We start from the raw sequence: 18,741 nt of genomic DNA on the forward strand, positions 1-18,741 counted from the left end.
GTTAGGGTGGGGTGCTCTTCACATGAATCCCTATGCGATGGCCCTGGCGGCGATCGGCAGGTGGCTTGGCGAGCGATCGCGCCGGCGGTCCAAATAGAAGTTGCCGAGGGTGGGGTGGAGTGCGAAAATCGACGCTCCGGACAGGGTCCGTGGTCGCGTTGCGGGTGTGGCACGTGGGGATCGATGGCAGGCAAAAAGACTGGGAAGCCCTCACGGCGTTCAAGACCGGAAGCTGACGCAGCCACCAAACCGGAGACGTCCGACCGGAGTGGCCTCGACACGCTCAGGGAAGGCAGTGTTGAGCGTCCTGCCCTTTCCGTCGTCGGCATCGGTGCGTCGGCCGGCGGCATCGAGGCGCTTGGCCGTTTCTTCGACGCCATGCCGTCGGACAGCGGTTGCGCTTTCGTGGTGGTTCTGCATCTCGACCCGAAGCACGAAAGCGAGATGGCGCGCGTGCTGGCGTCGCATACCAGGATGCGGGTCGCGCAGGTCAAGGACGGCATGCGCATCGTTGCCGATCATGTCTTCGTCATTGCTCCCGACACCGAACTGACCGTTCGCGACGGCCTGCTGCACGTCTCACGGCCGGCGGATGCGCGCGGTCATCGCCACCCGGTCGATGCGCTGTTCCGCTCGCTTGCGAGGGATCAGCGCGAACGGGCCGTCGCCATCGTGTTGTCTGGAACCGGCAGCAACGGCACCGATGGCTTGAAGGAAATCCGGGCAGAAGGCGGGATGAGCCTCATCCAGGCTCCCGAAACCGCGAAATTCGACGGCATGCCGAGGAGCGCAATAGTCGCGAATTTGGCCGACCACGTCCTGGCTCCCGAACAGATGCCGGAAATCGTAGTTGCCTACACGCGCCACGACTACGTCGCCGTGCCCGCGGAAGCTGCCCCCACCGCATTGGGCGGCGGCGAGGCGAAGATCGAGCAGGTTCGCGAGCTGCTGCGCGCCCGTACCGGATATGATTTCGGCAATTACAAGCGCAGCACCCAGCGGCGGCGCATTCATCGCCGCCTGGGTCTCAGGAACATCCAGACGCTGAGTGAATACCTGACCGAGTTGCGGGCCAACCCCGAGGAAATCGCCACGCTTGTCTCGGACCTGATGATCAACGTGACCGGGTTCTTCCGCGACGCCGAGGCGTGGAAGACGCTGTCGGATCTGGTGATCGCTCCGCTGGTCGCCAAAAGAGAGTCTGGCGACACGATCCGGGTCTGGGTTCCCGCCTGCTCGACGGGCGAGGAAGCCTATTCCATTGCCATGCTGGTCATGGAGCAGGCGGCGGCGGTTGGAAAGCGGTTCGATCTCAAGGTGTTTGCCACCGACGCGCAGGAGGACAATCTTCGCAAGGGGCGGGATGGCGTTTATCCGGCTGCTGCCCTGGTCGGATTCCCGCCGGAGCGCGTCCAGCACTTCTTCGAAAGGCTGGATGGCAACTATCAGGTCACCAAGGAACTTCGCGACACGATCGTCTTCGCGCAACAGAACCTGCTGCGCGATCCGCCCTTCTCACGGCTGGATCTGGTCTCGTGCCGCAATTTCCTGATCTATCTCGAACCCGAGGCGCAGCAGCGCGTTATCGCGCTCTGCCATTTTGCGCTGCATCGCGGTGGGCATCTGTTCCTTGGCAATGCCGAAACGGTTGGCCGCCACGACGATCTGTTTGAGACCCGCTCGAAAAAATGGCGCATATATCGCCGTGTCGGACCGACGCGGCACGACCTTATCGACTATCGGGAGCACCGCACACCCGTGGGACCAGACCAGACCGGCAATACAGCGCTGACCCCCGCCGAGCAGGCCGCGCCGGCCGCCGAAACAGCGCGGCGCGCCCTGCTTGAGCGCTACGCTCCGGCATCCGTCCTGATCGATCGCAAAGGCCGCGCGCTCTATTTCCATGGAACGACGAGGGATTATCTGGAGCAGCCGCCCGGCGAGCCGACACGGGACCTGCTGAGCATGGTCCGCGAAGGGCTGGCTCTCAAACTTCGGTCCGCGATCCGCGACGCTTCCAGGGAAAACAGAAGCATAACGGTCAATGCCCGCATCCGGCCCAGCAAGACCGGCGGCGCGGTCGCGATGACGGTCATACCGCTTAGCGGCCGGCCCGGAGAAGATGGCCACCTGCTCGTCAGCTTCACGCCGCTTGGAACTGAAGTCAGTGCGGGTCCGCCGGCCGCGCGTGACGAAACGACGGAGGCCGCTTCCAGCGAGCGCGCGCTGCAGGAAGAACTGAAAGCGACGCGCGCCGAGTTGCGCAGCACCGTCGAGCACCTCGAAACCGCCAACGAGGAGTTGAAGGCTTCCAACGAGGAAGCAACCTCGATGAATGAGGAGCTTCAGTCCACTAACGAGGAACTGGAAACCTCCAAGGAAGAGCTGCAATCGTTCAACGAGGAACTGAACACCGTCAACAACCAGCTTCAACACAAGATCAGCGAGTTGGAAGCGGTCACCAACGATCTCAACAACCTGCTGACCGGATCGGAAACCGCGACGCTTTTCCTGGATGAAAAGTTGCGCGTAAAATGGTTCGCTCCCACGACCAGGGAGCTCTTCGATCTTGTTTCGGCCGACATCGGCCGTCCGATCGCCCACTTCGCCCGCAAGTTCGCCGACGAAAACCTGATAACCGATGCCGAAACGGTATTGAAGAAGCTTACACCCATCGAGGCCGAGGTGCCCAGCGATGCCGGGCGCTGGTTCTTGCGGCGCATGCTGCCTTACCGCACCCGCGACAACCGGATCGCTGGCGTGGTCGTCACGTTCAACGACATCACGGAACGCAAGCACGCCGCCGACGCGAGCGATGAAGCGCGCGTCTATGCCGAAACCATCGTCGAGACGACGCGGCAGCCCTTGCTGGTCCTGGATGGCTCGCTGCAAGTAAAGTCAGCCAACCGCGCCTTCTACGACCAGTTCCATGTCCGCAAGCCAGAAACCGAAGGCAAGCTCATCTATGAGCTCGGCAATGGCCAATGGAACATTCCCACCCTGCGGACGCTGCTGGACGAAGTCTTGTCGAAGAGTTCCGCGGTCGTCGATTTCGAAGTCGAACACGAATTCCGGGACACAGGGCGGCGATGGATGCTGCTGAACGCCAGCAAGCTGAGGCATAATAACGGGCGCAGTCACCTGATCCTGCTCGCCATCGAGGATATCACCGAGCGCAAGGAAAGCGAAAGGGAGACCCTGCGCAACCAGCAGCGCCTCAAGGACCTGATCGAAGCGCTGCCGGGCGCGGTCTATACAACCGACGCCGCGGGCCGGATCACTTTTTACAACCCGGCCGCGGCCGAACTCTGGGGCCGCGAGCCGAAGCTCGGTTCGGATCGATGGAACGGTTCCTGGCGGATATACACACCCGACGGAAAGCTGCTGCCGCACGACGAGACCCCATTGGCCATAGCCCTGAGGGAAAAGCGGCAGGTAAAGCGCGGAGCGGAGGCGGTGTGCGAGCGGCCGGATGGCGTTCGCATCCCCTACATCTCCTATCCGACCCTGCTTCGCGATGCCTCAGGCGAAGTCACCGGCGCGGTCAACATGCTGGTGGACATCACCGAGCGAAAGCAGGCCGAGGCGCTTGCGGAGCGGCTCGCGGCGATCGTCCAATCCTCCGATGACGCCATCATCAGCAAGGATCTCGACGATATCATAACGAGCTGGAACAAGGGCGCGGAACGCCTGTTCGGCTACGCGCCCGACGAAATCATCGGCAAATCCATCTTGACCTTGATCCCGCCCAGTCGCCACGGCGAAGAGGCAGGTATTCTTGAACGTGTTGGTCGCGGGGAGCATATCGACCACTATGAAACCGTCCGGCGGCGCAAGGATGGCAGCCTGGTCTGGGTCTCCCTGACGATTTCGCCGCTGAAGGATGACCGGGGCAAGGTCATCGGCGCATCCAAGATCGCGCGTGACATGACCGAGCGCCGGCGCGCCGACGAGCACCGCAAAATCCTGATCGGCGAACTCAATCATCGCGTCAAGAACACGTTGGCGGTCATCCAGTCCATTGCCTCCCAGACCTTGAACAGCTCCGCGACGATGGCGGAGGCGCGAGAGGCATTCGGATCCCGGCTTATCAATCTGGCCAAGGCGCACGACGTCCTTACCCGTGAAAGCTGGGCCAGTGCGCGGCTCGTCGAGATTGTCGCCGATACGGTCAAGCCTCACGCCGGAGAAAACCGCTTTCGGATCGAGGGACCCGACGTCCATCTGACGCCCAGCGTGGCACTCGCAATTTCCATGGCATTGCACGAGTTGTCGACCAACGCCGCCAAATATGGCGCGCTCTCCAACGACAGGGGCCGTGTCGTCATCGTCTGGCGACTTGAAGGCGAGGGGGATAAGCGCCGCTTGACCTTGCGTTGGGAGGAAAGCGGCGGACCGCCGGTCGGCAAGCCAAAGCGCAAGGGCTTCGGCTCGCGTCTGATCGAACGGGCGCTCGCAATGGAACTTGGCGGCAACGTAAGCGTTGCTTACGAATCCGCTGGCGTCGTCTGCGTGATAGACGCACCTATGCCTGCCGGGCGAGATCTCTTGGGGGACAAGAGTGACAAGCCGGAAGACATGGAACGTTCTGGTCGTCGAGGATGAATTCCTCATCGCCATGCATCTTGAGAGTTTGCTGGACGAAATGGGTCACCACGTCGTCGGCACTGCCGCCAGCGTGGCCGAAGCGATAAAATTCGCTCGCGAGGGAAACATCGATTTCGCGGTTCTCGATATCAATCTGGCCGGCAGCCAATCCTTCCCGGTTGCCGATATTCTTCACGAGCGCGGCATCCCTTTCATATTTGCGAGCGGGTACGGCAGCGAAGGTCTTGTCGACAAATATCGTCACGTCACCACTTTGCGCAAACCCTACGACCCGCGGGAGTTGGAACGGGTGATGGCGGCGACCTTGACGCTCAGCCGCTGACTTTACGCATCCGTCCCGACATTGCGCCGAAGGCTTCCGGCATGAGCCAGTCTTGCTCGACCAGAGCGCGAAGCTTGTAGGCCCGGTCGAGCGCCTGCTTGCTGGCGGCTTCCCATTGCGGAGCCGCGCCAGGCTCGTGCAGGCGGGCTTGTTCTGCCATTTCCAGGCAGAATTCGGCCCGCTCGTTCAGAAATCTGACGGCGGCCCGCATGACCCGCTCCATTTCGTCGAATTGAGCCGAGGCCAGCACCTCGCCGGTATAGCTGTGACCGATATGGCAGTCGAACTTGATGATCGTTCCGTCTTCGGATCTGTGCAGCGCGCCGCCGCATTCCGGACAGGTTAGCGCCGTCGGCCGATCGAATTTTTCGCGGTCGATCGTCGGAGACGTCAGCCCGGGCCCGGGTTGAGAAGGCTTGTTCGGCATGGGCGCATCCTTTCCATCCTTTCCGTTGACCAGTTCCACAAGCAATCCGGGCATTTCGGACAACGGCACCAGTCGGTCCGGCGCCACATGCGCTGCCGCGCTGCCCGGCATCTCCGGATATGCCGCGTCGTCGGGATCCTGGACAATCGCAATACCGCCGCGGCGCTTTATTTCGCCGAGCCCCAGCGAGCCATCGTTGAGAAGCCCGGTCAGGATCACGCCGATCGCGTTTGGACCATAGTCCTCGGCCACGCTCCGGAACAACGGATCGATGGCCGGCCGCGCCCAGTTCTCCTTCGGGGTTCTCAACAGACGCAGCTTGCCATCCGAGACGACCATGTGGTGATCGGGCAGCGCGACATAGATGTGGCCGGCGGCGATCGTTTCGGAGTTGTCGGGGTGTTTTGCCGGCAAGCGTCCGGCGGCATTCAATATACCGGGCAGTTCGCTTCGATGCGCACCGATATGCAAAACGATCAGGATCGGGGCCGAAAACGCTTGCGGCAGCGCGGCGACCAGACCGCGCAACGCATCGACCCCACCCGCCGAGGTACCGATTGCGATAATTGTCGAGTGCGTCATGGCGGTGTTCGGCGTTTGGTTCGTTCCACCAACGCCCGAGCGCGAGGAAGGTTCTGAATCTCAAGGCGCATGGATCACAATCATGCCTGGCACGGGATGGCCGCTTTCGAGGCTGTCGGTGTCCAGGACAGAACTGCGCCGTCGCAGGATCGAGCTCGACCTGTACGTGGTCGGCGGGCGCGGCCTGCCGGCCGTCAGACCGCCCGCGCAATGGCGGCCGTCGCACGCGCTCTCCGGTCGCGGCGAAGATCGCGTTGCCGAGCGCCTGCGCCAGGGCCGAAAAGGCCGGGGACGGTTAGGCGGCAATCTTCGCAAGAACCTCATAACCCTGCGGGCAGGGGGATAGGCCGCCAACCGCTGGAACCCATGATTCAAGCGCCTGACCGTTGACAAGCGTGCGTTTGCTCGTGTTCTATTTCGCAAGCGCACAATTTTCCGCGTAGCACATCGCGTCCGGCAAGGCCGGACAAGGGCAGCATGGCCCCGCCGCGTCTCATCGAGCATGGGGTGCGTGTGGGGCCTTTGTTTTTTGAGGTCGGGGTGAAGATTTTCAGGGTCGGTATCCTCTATTCGACCACCGGTCCCTACGGGGCGATCGGGCGCGATTGCCGCGCCGGCGCCGAATTCGCCATCGAGGAACTGGAGAAGGCCGGCAGCCCCGTGCGCATCGAGCCGGTGTTCGGCGATCCGGCCGGGCAGCCGGAACGCTATCTCGACCTGATCCGTTCGATGCTGCGCGACGAGGGCTGCCGCAATGTGATCGGCACCATCACCTCGCTGTCGCGCAAGGACGTCATCCCGCTGGTCGAGAAATATGACGGGCTGCTCTGGTACATCTGCCCCTATGAAGGTTTCGAGGCCAACGAGAACGTCATCTACACCGGCGCCTGTCCCAACCAGCATCTGATCCCGCTGTTCGACTATATGCTGCCGCGCCACGGCAAGCGGGTCTATCTCGCCGGCGCCAATTACGTCTGGGGCTGGGAGATGAACCGGCTGGCGCGCGAGCTTCTCATGCGCGCCGGCGGCGAAGTGCTGGGCGAGCGCTGCCTGCCGATCGAGGAGACCGATGTCGGCCTGCTGATCGCCGATCTGGAGCGGCATCGGCCGGACTTCATCCTCAACAACATGATCGGCCCGTCGAGCTATGCTTTCCTGGCCGCCGTCAAGCAGCTCGCCGCGCGCGATCCTGCCTTCGCGCCGGAACGCTGCCCGGTGCTGAGCTGCGACCTGACGGAGTGCGAGCTCGGCGAGATCGAGCCGGGCGTGGCCGTCGGCCAGCTCTCGACGGCCTCTTATTTCGAAAGCCTGGCGTCGTTCGAGAACCGCGCCTTCAAGCAACGCGTCGCCGCTCGCTTCGGCGCCGGGCGCCGCGTCTCCAGCTTCTTTGCCGGCGCCTACGCCGCCGTGAAGCTGTGGGCCGAGGCGGTGTCGGAGGCCGACCGCGACGACCCCGCCAGCGTGCGCGGCTTCCTGCATGCCCGACCGCGGCAGACTGTGCTAGGCACGCTCGCCATCGATCCGCGCACCAACCATGCCGCCTTGCCGTTCCATCTCGGCCGCATCAATGCTCGGGCGGGTTTCGACATCATCGCCTCGCATGGCGCCATCGCCGCCGACCCTTATCTCGTCGGCACGCTGCCCATCCAGCACGCCCCGCATCTGAGGGTGGTGCAATGACGCGCACGCCCAATTTCGTTTCCTGGCGCGCCGCGATCCTGCATCGCTCCGACGACAGCATCGAGCGCCTGAAGCGGCAGCTCGAACGCCTCGGCGTCACCGTCCTGGTGCAGTGGAAGCCGCTCGACCTTGCCGAGACGCCGGCCGATATCGTCCTGGTCGATGCCGACCAGGGTTGGGACGATCTGTTGCCCTGGGATGGCGACGACGCGCCGGTTCCGGTGGTGGCACTCCTCGGTTCCGAAGCGCCGGGCCGCATTGCCTGGGCGCTGGCCAAGGGCGCCGGCGCGATCATGGCCAAGCCGGTCGTCGCCGCCTCGGTCTACCCGGCGCTGGTGCTTGCCACGCACGCCCATCACGAACGCACGGCGGTCAAGGCACGCATCGCCGGCCTGGAGGAGCGCCTGCGGCTGCGGCCGATCGTCCATGACGCGATGCGGAGCATCATGGCGGCCCAAGGCGGCGACGAGGACGGCGCCTACCGCACCCTGTGCCGGCTCGCCATGCAGCGCCGGCTCACCGTCGAGCATGTCGCGGCTGCCATCGTCGCCGGGCATGAGCCCGTGCCGCGGGCGATGTAGGCATGCGGGTCCTGCGCGAACTTGTCAGACGGCCTTCCGCCCTGTTCGGGCTGATCGTGGTCGCGATCGTTTTGCTGGCGGCGCTGTTCGCGCCGTGGATCGTGCACTTCTCGCCGGACAACCAGCTCACCGACGGCCTGTCGCTCGAAGGCGCGCCGCTGCCACCCAGCGGCGAGCATCTGTTCGGCACCGACACGCTTGGACGCGACCTGTTCTCGCGCGTGCTGTTCGGCGCCCGCACGTCGCTGATCATCGGTCTCGTCGCCAATGGCGTCGCCGTCGCCATCGGGCTTCTCGTCGGGCTGCTCGCCGGCTATCTGCGCGGCGCGATCGGCAATCTCCTGATGCGCTTCACCGACTTGATGATGGCGTTCCCGGCGCTGCTGCTCGCCATCGCGCTCGCGGCGTTGCTCAAGCCCAGCCTGTGGATCGTCGCCATGGTGATCGCGCTGGTCAACTGGGTGCAGGTCGCCCGCATCGTCTACACCGAAACGCGCGGCCTGGTGGAACGCGACTTCATCGTCGCCGAGCGTTCGCTGGGCGCCGGCAACGGCCGCATCATCTTTCTCCACATCCTGCCGCATCTGATGCCGACGGCGATCGTCTGGGGCACGCTTGGCATCGCCACCACGGTGCTTCTGGAAGCGACCTTGTCCTTCCTCGGCATCGGCGTGCAGCCGCCGCAGCCCTCCTGGGGCAACATCATCTTCGAGAGCCAAAGCTATTTCCAGGATGCGCCCTGGCTGGTGTTCATCCCCGGCGCGATCATCCTGGCCACCGCCTTGTCGTTCAACCTGATCGGCGATGCGTTGCGCGACATCCTCGACCCGACCCAGCGCGGGAGGCTGTGACCATGGCCGTCTTTCTCGCCCGCCGTCTCGTCCAGGCCGTGCTGATCCTGCTCGGCGTCGCCGCCATCACCTTCCTTTTGCTCTATTACCTGCCGGCTGATCCCGCCGTGCTGATCGCCGGCCGCTCGGCGACGCCGCAGATGGTGGCCGCCATCCGCCACGAACTCGGCCTCGACCAACCTCTGGTCATGCAGTTCCTGCATTATGTCGGCTCGTTGCTGCATGGCGATCTCGGCCGCTCCTACACGCAGAAGACCGAGGTGCTGCCGCTGATCCTGGCGCGCTTGCCGGCGACATTGGTGCTGATGGCCGCCGGCATCGTCGTCGAGGTGGCGCTGGGCCTGACCTTCGGCATCATCGCGGCGGTCTGGCGCGGCGGCTTCGTCGACCGCTCGATCATGATGCTGTCTTTTGTCGGCGTCTCGTCGCCGCAATTCGTTGTGGCATTGCTGCTTTTATACGTCTTTGCCGCCACGCTTGGCTGGTTCCCGATGTCCGGCTTCGGCACCGCAAGGCATGTCGTGCTGCCGGCCCTCACACTCGGCGTGCTCGGCGCCGGCTGGTATGCGCGCATGGTGCGCTCGGCCATGATCGAGGTGCTGCGCCAGGACTATGTGCGCACGGCCCATGCCAAGGGTCTCAGCGGCCGCCGCGTCGTGCTCAGCCACGCGCTGCCCAACGCGCTGTTGCCGATCATCGCCATGGTCGGCATCGACATCGGCCAGTTCATGAGCGGCGTGGTGGTGGTCGAGGCCGTCTATGGCTGGCCCGGCATCGGCCAGCTTGCCTGGCAGGCCATCCAGCAGGTCGACGTGCCCATCATCATGGGCGTCACCCTGGTTTCGGCGCTGGCCATCGTGCTCGGCAATCTGCTCGCCGACTTCGTCGCCCCGTTCGTCGATCCCCGCATCCGCAGCCAATAAACAACAAGACCAACAGAGGAGTGAACTGGAATGAACAAATTCGCCAAGAGAATCAGCATGGTGGCCTTGCTCGCCACCTCGGCGCTGGTGCCGGCCAAGCTCGCCTTCGCCGACACGCCGACCAACGGCGGCGACATCATCGTCACCTACAAGGACGACATCGCCACGCTCGATCCGGCCGTCGGCTATGACTGGCAGAACTGGTCGATGATCAACGCGCTGTTCTCGCGCCTGGTCGACTACACGCCGGGCACGACGGAGCTGGGCCCAGCACTTGCCGACAGCTACGACGTCTCCGACGACGGCAAGATCTACACCTTCAAGCTGCACTCCGGCGTCAAGTTCACCAACGGCCGCGAGGTGACGGCGGCGGATGTGAAATGGTCGATCGAGCGCGCGGTCAATCCGAAGACGCAAGGCCCCGGCGCCGGATTCTTCCACTCGATCGTCGGCGCCGACAAGATGACCGCCGGCACCGCCGACACGCTGGAGGGCATCACGGCGATAGACGACCACACGGTCAAGTTCACGCTGTCGCAGCCCGACGCCACCTTCCTCAACGTGCTGGCGCTGAACTTCGCTTCGGTCGTGCCGAAGGAAGCGGTGGAAGCCGCCAATGGCGATTTCGGCAAGCACCCGGTCGGCTCCGGCGCCTTCACGCTGAAGGAATGGACGATCGGCCAGCGCCTCGTCTTCCAGAAGAACCCCGACTATTTCATCAAGGACCGGCCGCATGTCGACAGCTTCACCGTCGAGGTCGGCCAGGAACCGCTGGTGGCGCTGTTGCGCCTGCAGAAGGGCGAGGTCGATATCGCCGGCGACGGTATCCCGCCGGCGAAATATCTGGAGATGAAGAAGTCGGCCGAGTTCGAGGGCATGATCGTCGACCGCCAGCAGCTCGAAACCAGCTACGTCACCTTGAACACGCAGGTGAAGCCGTTCGACAACGCCAAGGTGCGGCAGGCCGTCAACATGGCCATCAACAAGGACCGCATCGTGCGCATCATCAATGGCCGCGCCACGCCCGCCAGCCAGGTGCTGCCGCCGCTGATGCCGGGCTATGACCAGGCCTACAAGGGCTATGCCTACGATCCCGAAAAGGCCAAGGCTCTGCTTGCCGAGGCCGGCTTGAAGGACGGCTTCTCGACGCAGATCTACACCTCCAACACCGACCCGCAGCCGCGCATCACCCAGGCGATCCAGCAGGATCTGGCTGCGATCGGCGTCAAGGCCGAGATCAAGGCGGTGGCCAACCCGAACGTGATCGCCGCCGGCGGCACGCAGGGGCAGGCGCCGATGGTCTGGTCGGGCGGCCTCGGCTGGATCGCCGACTTCCCGGATCCGTCCGACTTCTACGGGCCGATCCTGGGCTGCGGCAGCGCGGTTGCCGGCGGCTGGAACTGGTCGTGGTATTGCAACAAGGACATCGACGCCCGTGGCCAGGCCGCCGACGCCATGCCGGTGCCGGCCAAGGCCGAGGAGCGCAACAAGGCCTGGGCGCAGATCTTCACCGACATCCAGACCAATGACGCGCCCTGGATCCCGGTCTTCAACGAGCGCCGCGTGGTGGCCAAGTCCAAGCGCATGGGCGGCCCGGACGAGATCTACATCGATCCCACCCGCGTCATCGATTACGAAGCGATCTATGTGAACAAATAGGCCGCTGCCCCGGCGGCGCGCGTTCGGCCCGCCGCCGGGACCTTCCCATGATGCCGCCCAAACGGGAGGCGGCTTGCCCAAGAAAAACGAGAAGCAACCATGTGCGTGAAGTGCGACTACACCATCCATCGCGCCAGCCACCATTTCGGCTGGAACCGCGATTTCGCGCCGGCGCTGACGGCGAGGCCCGGTTCGACCATCCATTTCGAATGTCTCGATTCCTCGGGCGGGCAGTTCAACGCCAGCTCCACAGTCGAGGACGTCAAGACGATGGATTTCGGCAAGGTCAATCCGGTGACCGGACCGGTCTATGTCGAGGGCGCGAAGCCCGGCGATGCGCTGAAGATCACGCTGCGCCATTTCGAGCCGTCTGGCCTCGGCTGGACGGCCAACATTCCGGGCTTCGGCCTGCTTGCCGACCAGTTCGAGGAGCCGGCGCTGCACATCTGGAAATATGACGCCGCCGCGATGACGCCGGCTCTCTATGGTCCGGGTGGCCGCGTGCCGCTGAAACCTTTCGCCGGCACGATCGGCGTTGCACCTGCCGAACCCGGCCTGCACTCGGTGGTGCCGCCGCGCCGTGTCGGCGGCAATCTCGATATCCGCGACCTTGCGGCCGGTACCACGCTCTATCTGCCGGTCGAGGTCGAGGGCGCGCTGTTTTCGATCGGCGACACCCATGCCGCTCAAGGCGACGGCGAGGTCTGCGGCACCGCCATCGAGAGCCGCATGGATGTCGAGGCGACGATCGAGCTGGTCAAGGACGCGCGGCTGCAAAGCCCGCGTTTCACCACGCCGGGGCCGGTGACGCGCCATCTCGACGCGGCCGGCTATGAGGCCACCACCGGCATCGGGCCGGACCTGATGACCGCGGCGCGCGAAAGCGTCATGCGCATGGTCGACCTGCTTACCGCGGAGCATGGGTTGAAGCCGGTCGACGCCTACCTGCTCTGCTCGGTCTGCGGCGACCTGCGCATCAGCGAGATCGTCGACATGCCGAACTGGGTGGTCTCGTTCTACTTCCCAAGAATCGTCTTCAATTGATGCCGGACGATTTGATGCCGGACGATTCTCGGCAAGTTCACGATGCCGTCCTGACCGTCGACAAATTGTCGGTGGACGCGCTGACGCCTGAGGGCGCCAGGCGCGTCATCGACGGCATCAGCTTTGCCTTGGCGCCGGGCGAGACATTGTGCATCGCCGGCGAGTCCGGTTCGGGCAAGTCGGTGACGGCGCTTTCGATCATGCGGCTGTTGCCGCGCGCCTCGCTGCGCATCGCTGGCGGCGACATCAGGCTCGAACGGCAAAGCTTGCCGCGCCTGTCCGAGCGCGCCATGCGCGACGTGCGTGGCGGCGAGATCGCCATGATCTTCCAGGAGCCGATGACGTCGCTCAACCCGGTGCACTCGATCGGCGCGCAGCTCACCGAGGCGATCCGGACGCATCAGGGCGCGGAGGGTTCAAGCGTCGAAAGCCGTGCCCTCGCCATGCTCGACGTCGTCCACATCAGCGATCCGGCGCGGCGCATGAAGCAATATCCGCACGAGCTCTCCGGCGGCATGCGCCAGCGCGTCATGATCGCCATGGCGCTGTCCTGCCGGCCGAAAGTGCTTCTGGCCGATGAGCCGACGACGGCGCTCGACGTGACCGTGCAGGCGCAGATCCTGAAGCTGATGCGCGAGCTGAAGCAGGAATTCGGCACCGCCATCATCCTCATCACCCACGATATGGGCGTCGTCGCCGAGATGGCCGACCGTGTGGCCGTCATGCGCGATGGGCGCATCGTCGAGGCTGGCCCCGTGCTCGACATTTTCGAGCGGCCGCAAGCCGACTACACGCGTGAACTGCTCGCCGCCGTGCCACGCCTCGGCGCGTTGGCCGCGACCGACGCGCCGCCCAGGGTCACCGCCACCGTTCGGCCGCCCGCGCCACAGGGCAGCGCTCCGGTGCTGTCGGTCAAGAACCTCGTCGTCGACTACGGCGCGTCCGCCAACCTTTTCAGCCGCCGCGCCGCCGAGGCGCCGGCGGTGCAGGACGTCTCCTTCGACATCAAGCCGGGGGAGACGCTCGGCCTCGTCGGCGAAAGCGGTTCCGGCAAATCGACCACCGGCAAGGCCGTGCTCGGCCTTGTCCCGTTCACGGGTGCGGTGGCGATCGGCGGCACGGCCATCCAGGGCCTCTCGGCGAGCGCCATGCGGCCGGTAAGGCGCGCCGCGCAGATGATCTTCCAGGATCCTTACGCCTCGCTCGACCCGCGCATGACCGTGGGGGCGGCCATAGCCGAGCCGCTCGTCATCCACGGCATCGGCGAAAGGCGCGACCGCAGCGACCGGGTGGCCTCGCTTCTCAAGCGCGTCGGCCTCGCCGCCGATCATGCCACCCGCTATCCGCATGAATTTTCCGGCGGCCAGCGCCAGCGCATCTGCATCGCCCGGGCGCTGGCGCTGGAGCCGAAACTGATCGTCGCCGACGAGAGCGTCGCCGCGCTCGACGTGTCGGTCAGGGCGCGCGTGCTCGACCTGATGCTGGAGCTGCAGGAGACCCTCGGGCTCTCCTATCTGTTCATCTCGCACGACATGGCCGTGGTCGAGCGCATGAGCCACAACGTCGCCGTCATGCGCGCCGGCCGCATCGTCGAGGCAGGTCCGCGCCGCAGAGTGCTGTCCTCGCCCCGCGAGGCCTACACGCGCGAGCTGATCGCCGCCGTGCCGATACCCGACCCGCGCGCCACGCATCCGGGACGGGCAGGGGTGGCCTGACATCGCGTTGTTCATCTCCGACGTCTTGCGCCTTTTGCAGACACGCGCGCCACCCGGTTCTCGTTCCAGACTGCAACTGTGCGCGATAATCTTCTCGCCACCACAACCTCACGGACGGCTGCGATAGACCATGGCCAGGCGGTTTGCGTTTCTTCTTGTGCGCGACTTCACGCTGTCGCCGCTGTCGCTGTTCATCGACACGCTCAGGCTGGCCGGCGACGAGGGCGACCGCAGCCGCCGCATCGAGTTCGACTGGGATGTCGTGGGCGAGCGCGGCCTGCCGATCCGGGCGAGCTGCGGCGTCGAATTGCTGCCGACCAAGGCGATCGGCAATCCTGAGGATTTCGACAACATCGTCGTGGTCGGCGGTCTGCTCGACACCAACCGGGCGCTGAGCTCCGAGAAGGAGGCGTTCCTGTTGCGCGCGGCCGAGAAGGGCGTGCCGCTGACGGCGCTCTGCACCGGGTCCTTCACGCTGGCGCGCTACGGCCTGCTCGACGGCTACTCAGCTGCCGTCAGTTGGTTCCACATCAAGGATTTCCGCAACCGGTTTCCCGAGGTCAACGCCCACGCCGACAGCCTCTATACCGTCGACCGTGGCCGCGCCACCTGCGCCGGCGGCACCGGGGCGGCCGACCTAGCCGGCTATTTCGTCTCGCAATTCATCGGCAGCAAGGCAGCCGAGAAGGCCGCCAAGATCCTCGTGCTCGACCGCATCCGCTCCAGCCGCGACGTGCAGCCGGTCGGCGACCTCTTTCCCGCCGCAGCCAGCCGCGCGGTGAAGCGGGCGCTGCTTTTGATGGAAAGCAATCTGCAGGAGACACTGTCGATCACCGAGATCGCCAGCCGCCTCAACGCCTCGCGCCGCCAGCTCGAGCGCCTGTTCGGCGCCGAGCTCGGCATCGGTCCGATGGCCGCCTATCTGGCGTTAAGAGTACATCACGCGAAATCGCTGCTCGAAGGCAGCGACCTGCAGATCGGCGACATCGCCTATCGCTGCGGCTTCACCAATGCCGGCCATTTCAGCCGCGTCTTCCGCCAGCAGACCGGGATAACGCCGACGCATCTGCGGCACCCCAACCGCATGGCTGGAGCCGTCGGGAGGGGATAGTGGCCAGCGACGATCGTGGTCGCCTCCGATGCCTTGCCTGGCCGATTGCGCTGCTGTGCAAACGGATCGTAGCATCGTGGTGAGCGGTGGTTCCCGCCGCCGCTCTCTCAACGCTCAAAACCGCCTGGAAAATCCATGCCGCATTATCCCGACGCCATGCCCGGATCGAAAACCCTCTTCGAGCGCGCCAGGAAGGTGATGCCGGGCGGCAATACCCGCACCACGGTCTTTGTCGATCCGTTCCCGATCTACGCCGCGCGTGGCGAGGGCTGCCGCGTGTGGGATGTCGACGGCAATGTCTATTACGACTGCATCAACAATTTCACTTCGATGATCCATGGCTATACGCATCCCGATGTCGCGGCGGCGGTGGTCGAGCAACTGCCGTTCGGCACCGCCTTCGGCGCCCCGACGCTGAGCGAGATCGAGCTTGCCGAGCTCCTGGTCGGCCGCCTGCCATCCGTCGAGCAGATCCGCTTCGCCAACTCCGGCACCGAGGGCGTGATGATGGCGATCAAGGCCTCGCGCGCCTTCACCGGGCGGCCGAAGATCGTCAAGATCGAGGGCGCCTACCATGGATCCTACGATTTCGCCGAAGTGAGCCTGGACTCCTCGCCCGCCAATTGGGGCGATCTGCCAAGGTCGACCGCCTATGCCAAGGGCACGCCGCGCGGCGTGCTGGACGACGTGATCGCCGTGCCCTTCAACGACATCGAGGCGCTGCGCGCGGTCTTTGCCGCGCAAGGCGAGACCATTGCCGGCGTTTTGATCGACCCGATGCCCAACCGCGCGGGCCTGATCCCGGCGCGGCGTGACTATCTCGACGCCATGGTCGAGATCGCCCATGCGGCGGGCTCGCTCGTCATCTTCGACGAGGTCATCTCGTTTCGCCTCGGATGGTCGGGGGCGCAAGGCTTGTGGGGCATCGCGCCCGACCTGACGGCGCTCGGCAAGATCATCGGCGGCGGCTTCCCTGTGGGCGCCGTTGGCGGGCGCGCCGATATCATGGCGGTGTTCGATCCGACCGCCGGCAAGCCGGCGCTTCCGCATGGCGGCACCTTCACCGCCAATCCGGTGACGATGCGCGCCGGCCTTGCCGCGATGCAGGCGCTGACCAGGGAAAGCTTTGCCCATCTCGACCGTCTCGGCGGTCTGTTGCGCGAAGGCATCGCCGCCTCGTTCGAGAAGCATCGCCTTGCCGGCCAATGCGTCGGCCTGGGCTCGCTGTTCAAGGTCCATTTCACATCCCACCCGGTCACGGATTACCGCTCCGTCTATCCAGGCCAGGCCGAGCGCGGGAAGCTCGATGCCTTCCACAAGGGCCTGCTCGGTCGTGGTGTGCTTTCGGCCAGCTACGGCCTGTTCGCGCTGTCGACGCCGATGACCGAGGCGGACGCCGGCGCCATTCTGCAGGCCATCGACGAGACCCTGGGCGAGATCGCCGCGCAATCCTGATTGGGGTGGACGATAGGATGACAGCTTCTCCACATGTCGTGGTGATCGGCGCCGGCACGTTGGGCATGTGCACGGCGCTCAACCTGGTCGAGCAGGGTGCGCGCGTGACGGTGCTCGATGCGGGGTCGATTGCTTCGGGCTCGAGCGGCAGATCGGTCGGCGTTGTCGGATCGCAATTGACCGATCCGTTCGAGGTTGCGTTGCGCGTGCACTCGCTGCGCCGCTTCCGACAGTGGGAAGGCGAGGGGCTGCGCTTCAACCATATCGGCTATCTGCGGCTGGCGCGCACATCGGCGCAGATGGCGCTTTTCGCGCGATCGGTCGAGATCCAGCGCGAGGTGGGTTTGCGGTCACGGCTTGTCCGCGCCAACGAACTCCGGGAGCTCGTGCCGCACATCAATCCCGACGGCCTCGAAGGCGGGTTATTCGGGCCCGACGACGGGTTCCTCGACCCGCACGACATGTGCAATCTGCTGGCAGGCATGGTCCGCGCCAAGGGCGGCGAAGTGCGCCAGTACCGCAAGCTGCTTGGCGTGCAGAGGCGGCCGGGCGGCTACCGGCTGGAAACCAATGGTGACCCTGTCGATCGCGAGCGACGACTTGTCGATTGCGATGTCGTGGTCAATGCCGGCGGCGCCTGGGCGCCGCAAGTGGCCGAGCTCCTTGGACAGCGCCTGCATATCTGGCCCGAGCGCCATGAGGCGATCGTCATCCATCTCGACGAGCCGCTCGCCTACACGATGCCGATGGTGATGGACCTGGTGAACGGCGAAGGCAGCGGCCTCAATTTCCGCCACGAAAAGCCGGGCGAGCTGATCGCCGAGGTCCACAAGGTCGATGCGATCGCGCCGGAGGATCCGGACAATTACAACGACCAGTGCGAGGAGCAGTCTAAGGTCGATCTGGCCGAACTCCTGCTGGAGCGCGTGCCCGATCTTCCGGGCGCGCGGCTCGGCCGGGGCTGGGCCGGCCTCTATCCGGTCACGGCGGACCATCGCCCGTTCGTCGGACCGATCGATGCGTCGCAACCGTCGCTGATCACCGCAGCCGGCGCCGGCGGCTACGGCATCCAGCTCGCCCCGGTGATCGGCCAGATCGCCGCCGACTGGGTTCTCCAGGGCGCGCCGGTCTCCGTGGCCGGTGCGGAGGCCCTGGCGCCCTCGGCCGAGCGAAACAGACCCGGCCGCTGAACGACTAGAGCGTTTCACCGTTTCATGGAAACGGCGAAGCGCTCTAACTCTTTGTTTTGACGCAATTCCGGACGGAAAACCGCTCACACTTTTCCTGGAATTGCTTTAAAACACGATCGTTCTCGTTAACCATCGATTAACTATCCGCTCGCCTTTAATAGGGTTCTGGAGGATACTGATTTTGGTCGCGATCAAGCGCGGCCGGGAAAAGAAGCGGCGGGAAACGTCGCGGTCTGCCGGGGAGGCGCCCCAGCATCTTTGATGAGGAGCGCCGCAATGAAAATCGAGGAAGCAGTCACTGCAGCGACGGCGGAGTCGGGTGCGCTTCTGTCCTGTCTTGGCCAGCCTGTCGTCGCCTATCACGTCACCGCCATCATGCGCGAACCCGACAAGAGCCATGCGCGGCAAATGCAGCTTGCTTTGATGCAGCGAAGCATCGAGGCGCTGGTCGACGATGGGCTGGACGACAGCGAGGCCGAACACTGCGTCTCCCAGTTCAGCGGTCGTCTCGGCTCGGCCTGGGATCTGCTGCACATGTCCGACACCGCGCATTGAGCTCAGCGGCGTCCGGCCACGGATAGGTAACGCCGGCA

The 18,741-nt window shown here is 64.9% G+C and carries 15 protein-coding genes; 14 read left to right on the forward strand and 1 reads right to left on the reverse strand.

The features are described from left to right. The first annotated feature begins 183 nt into the window (after positions 1 to 183). Both AB6802_RS08245 and AB6802_RS08250 read left to right on the forward strand, forming a co-directional pair. Positions 184 to 4,605 carry a PAS domain S-box protein gene (locus AB6802_RS08245; RefSeq protein WP_371009560.1) on the forward strand — a complete coding sequence of 1,474 codons (4,422 nt, stop codon included), beginning with the start codon at positions 184 to 186 and terminating at the stop codon, positions 4,603 to 4,605. Continuing rightward, on the forward strand, positions 4,562 to 4,930 hold the full coding sequence (locus tag AB6802_RS08250; RefSeq protein WP_371009561.1) for a response regulator: 369 nt from the start codon (positions 4,562 to 4,564) through the stop codon (positions 4,928 to 4,930). Before AB6802_RS08245 ends, AB6802_RS08250 begins: the two co-directional genes overlap by 44 nt. On the opposite strand, the gene AB6802_RS08255 is transcribed toward AB6802_RS08250, so the two are convergent. Beyond that, positions 4,920 to 5,939, reverse strand: a complete 1,020-nt coding sequence (locus AB6802_RS08255; RefSeq protein WP_371009562.1) for a chemotaxis protein CheB — start codon at positions 5,937 to 5,939, stop codon at positions 4,920 to 4,922. The two genes, AB6802_RS08250 and AB6802_RS08255, sit on opposite strands and share 11 nt — an antisense overlap. On the opposite strand from AB6802_RS08255, the gene AB6802_RS08260 reads away from it, so the two are divergent. From AB6802_RS08260 to AB6802_RS08315, 12 genes are all read left to right on the forward strand, one after another. Then, positions 5,938 to 6,285, forward strand: coding sequence for a hypothetical protein (locus AB6802_RS08260; RefSeq protein ID WP_371009563.1), 348 nt, complete (start codon positions 5,938 to 5,940; stop codon positions 6,283 to 6,285). The genes AB6802_RS08255 and AB6802_RS08260 overlap by 2 nt on opposite strands. Positions 6,286 to 6,479: 194 nt before the next feature. Next, positions 6,480 to 7,619 (forward strand): transporter substrate-binding domain-containing protein, encoded by a 1,140-nt coding sequence (locus tag AB6802_RS08265; protein WP_371009564.1) that lies wholly within the window; start codon positions 6,480 to 6,482, stop codon positions 7,617 to 7,619. Next, entirely contained in the window at positions 7,616 to 8,200 is a 585-nt protein-coding gene (locus AB6802_RS08270; protein ID WP_371009565.1) for an ANTAR domain-containing response regulator, read from the forward strand. Before AB6802_RS08265 ends, AB6802_RS08270 begins: the two co-directional genes overlap by 4 nt. A 2-nt stretch (positions 8,201 to 8,202) precedes the next feature. Next, the gene (locus tag AB6802_RS08275; protein ID WP_371009566.1) at positions 8,203 to 9,051 is read left to right on the forward strand and encodes an ABC transporter permease; all 849 of its coding nucleotides are present in this window, start codon (positions 8,203 to 8,205) and stop codon (positions 9,049 to 9,051) included. Positions 9,052 to 9,053: 2 nt separating this feature from the next. Beyond that, entirely contained in the window at positions 9,054 to 9,974 is a 921-nt protein-coding gene (locus AB6802_RS08280) for an ABC transporter permease (protein WP_371009567.1), read from the forward strand. Positions 9,975 to 10,031: 57 nt separating this feature from the next. Then, complete coding sequence (locus AB6802_RS08285; protein WP_371009960.1) at positions 10,032 to 11,633, forward strand: ABC transporter substrate-binding protein; 1,602 nt, start codon at positions 10,032 to 10,034, stop codon at positions 11,631 to 11,633. Positions 11,634 to 11,732: 99 nt separating this feature from the next. After that, a complete protein-coding gene (locus AB6802_RS08290; protein ID WP_371009568.1) occupies positions 11,733 to 12,677 on the forward strand; it encodes an acetamidase/formamidase family protein in 945 nt (314 codons plus the stop codon). 14 nt (positions 12,678 to 12,691) lie between these two features. Beyond that, on the forward strand, positions 12,692 to 14,392 hold the full coding sequence (locus tag AB6802_RS08295) for an ABC transporter ATP-binding protein (protein ID WP_371009569.1): 1,701 nt from the start codon (positions 12,692 to 12,694) through the stop codon (positions 14,390 to 14,392). Between the two features lie 130 nt (positions 14,393 to 14,522). Continuing rightward, positions 14,523 to 15,503, forward strand: a complete 981-nt coding sequence (locus tag AB6802_RS08300; RefSeq protein WP_371009570.1) for a GlxA family transcriptional regulator — start codon at positions 14,523 to 14,525, stop codon at positions 15,501 to 15,503. A 135-nt stretch (positions 15,504 to 15,638) separates the two neighbouring features. Further along, positions 15,639 to 16,958 (forward strand): aspartate aminotransferase family protein, encoded by a 1,320-nt coding sequence (locus AB6802_RS08305; RefSeq protein ID WP_371009571.1) that lies wholly within the window; start codon positions 15,639 to 15,641, stop codon positions 16,956 to 16,958. Positions 16,959 to 16,975: 17 nt separating this feature from the next. Further along, a complete protein-coding gene (locus tag AB6802_RS08310; RefSeq protein WP_371009572.1) occupies positions 16,976 to 18,148 on the forward strand; it encodes an NAD(P)/FAD-dependent oxidoreductase in 1,173 nt (390 codons plus the stop codon). A gap of 276 nt (positions 18,149 to 18,424) precedes the next feature. After that, positions 18,425 to 18,703 carry a hypothetical protein gene (locus AB6802_RS08315; RefSeq protein ID WP_371009573.1) on the forward strand — a complete coding sequence of 93 codons (279 nt, stop codon included), beginning with the start codon at positions 18,425 to 18,427 and terminating at the stop codon, positions 18,701 to 18,703. Positions 18,704 to 18,741: the final 38 nt, after the last annotated feature.

Source organism: Mesorhizobium sp. RCC_202, assembly GCF_041355295.1.
Lineage (GTDB): Bacteria > Pseudomonadota > Alphaproteobacteria > Rhizobiales > Rhizobiaceae > Mesorhizobium.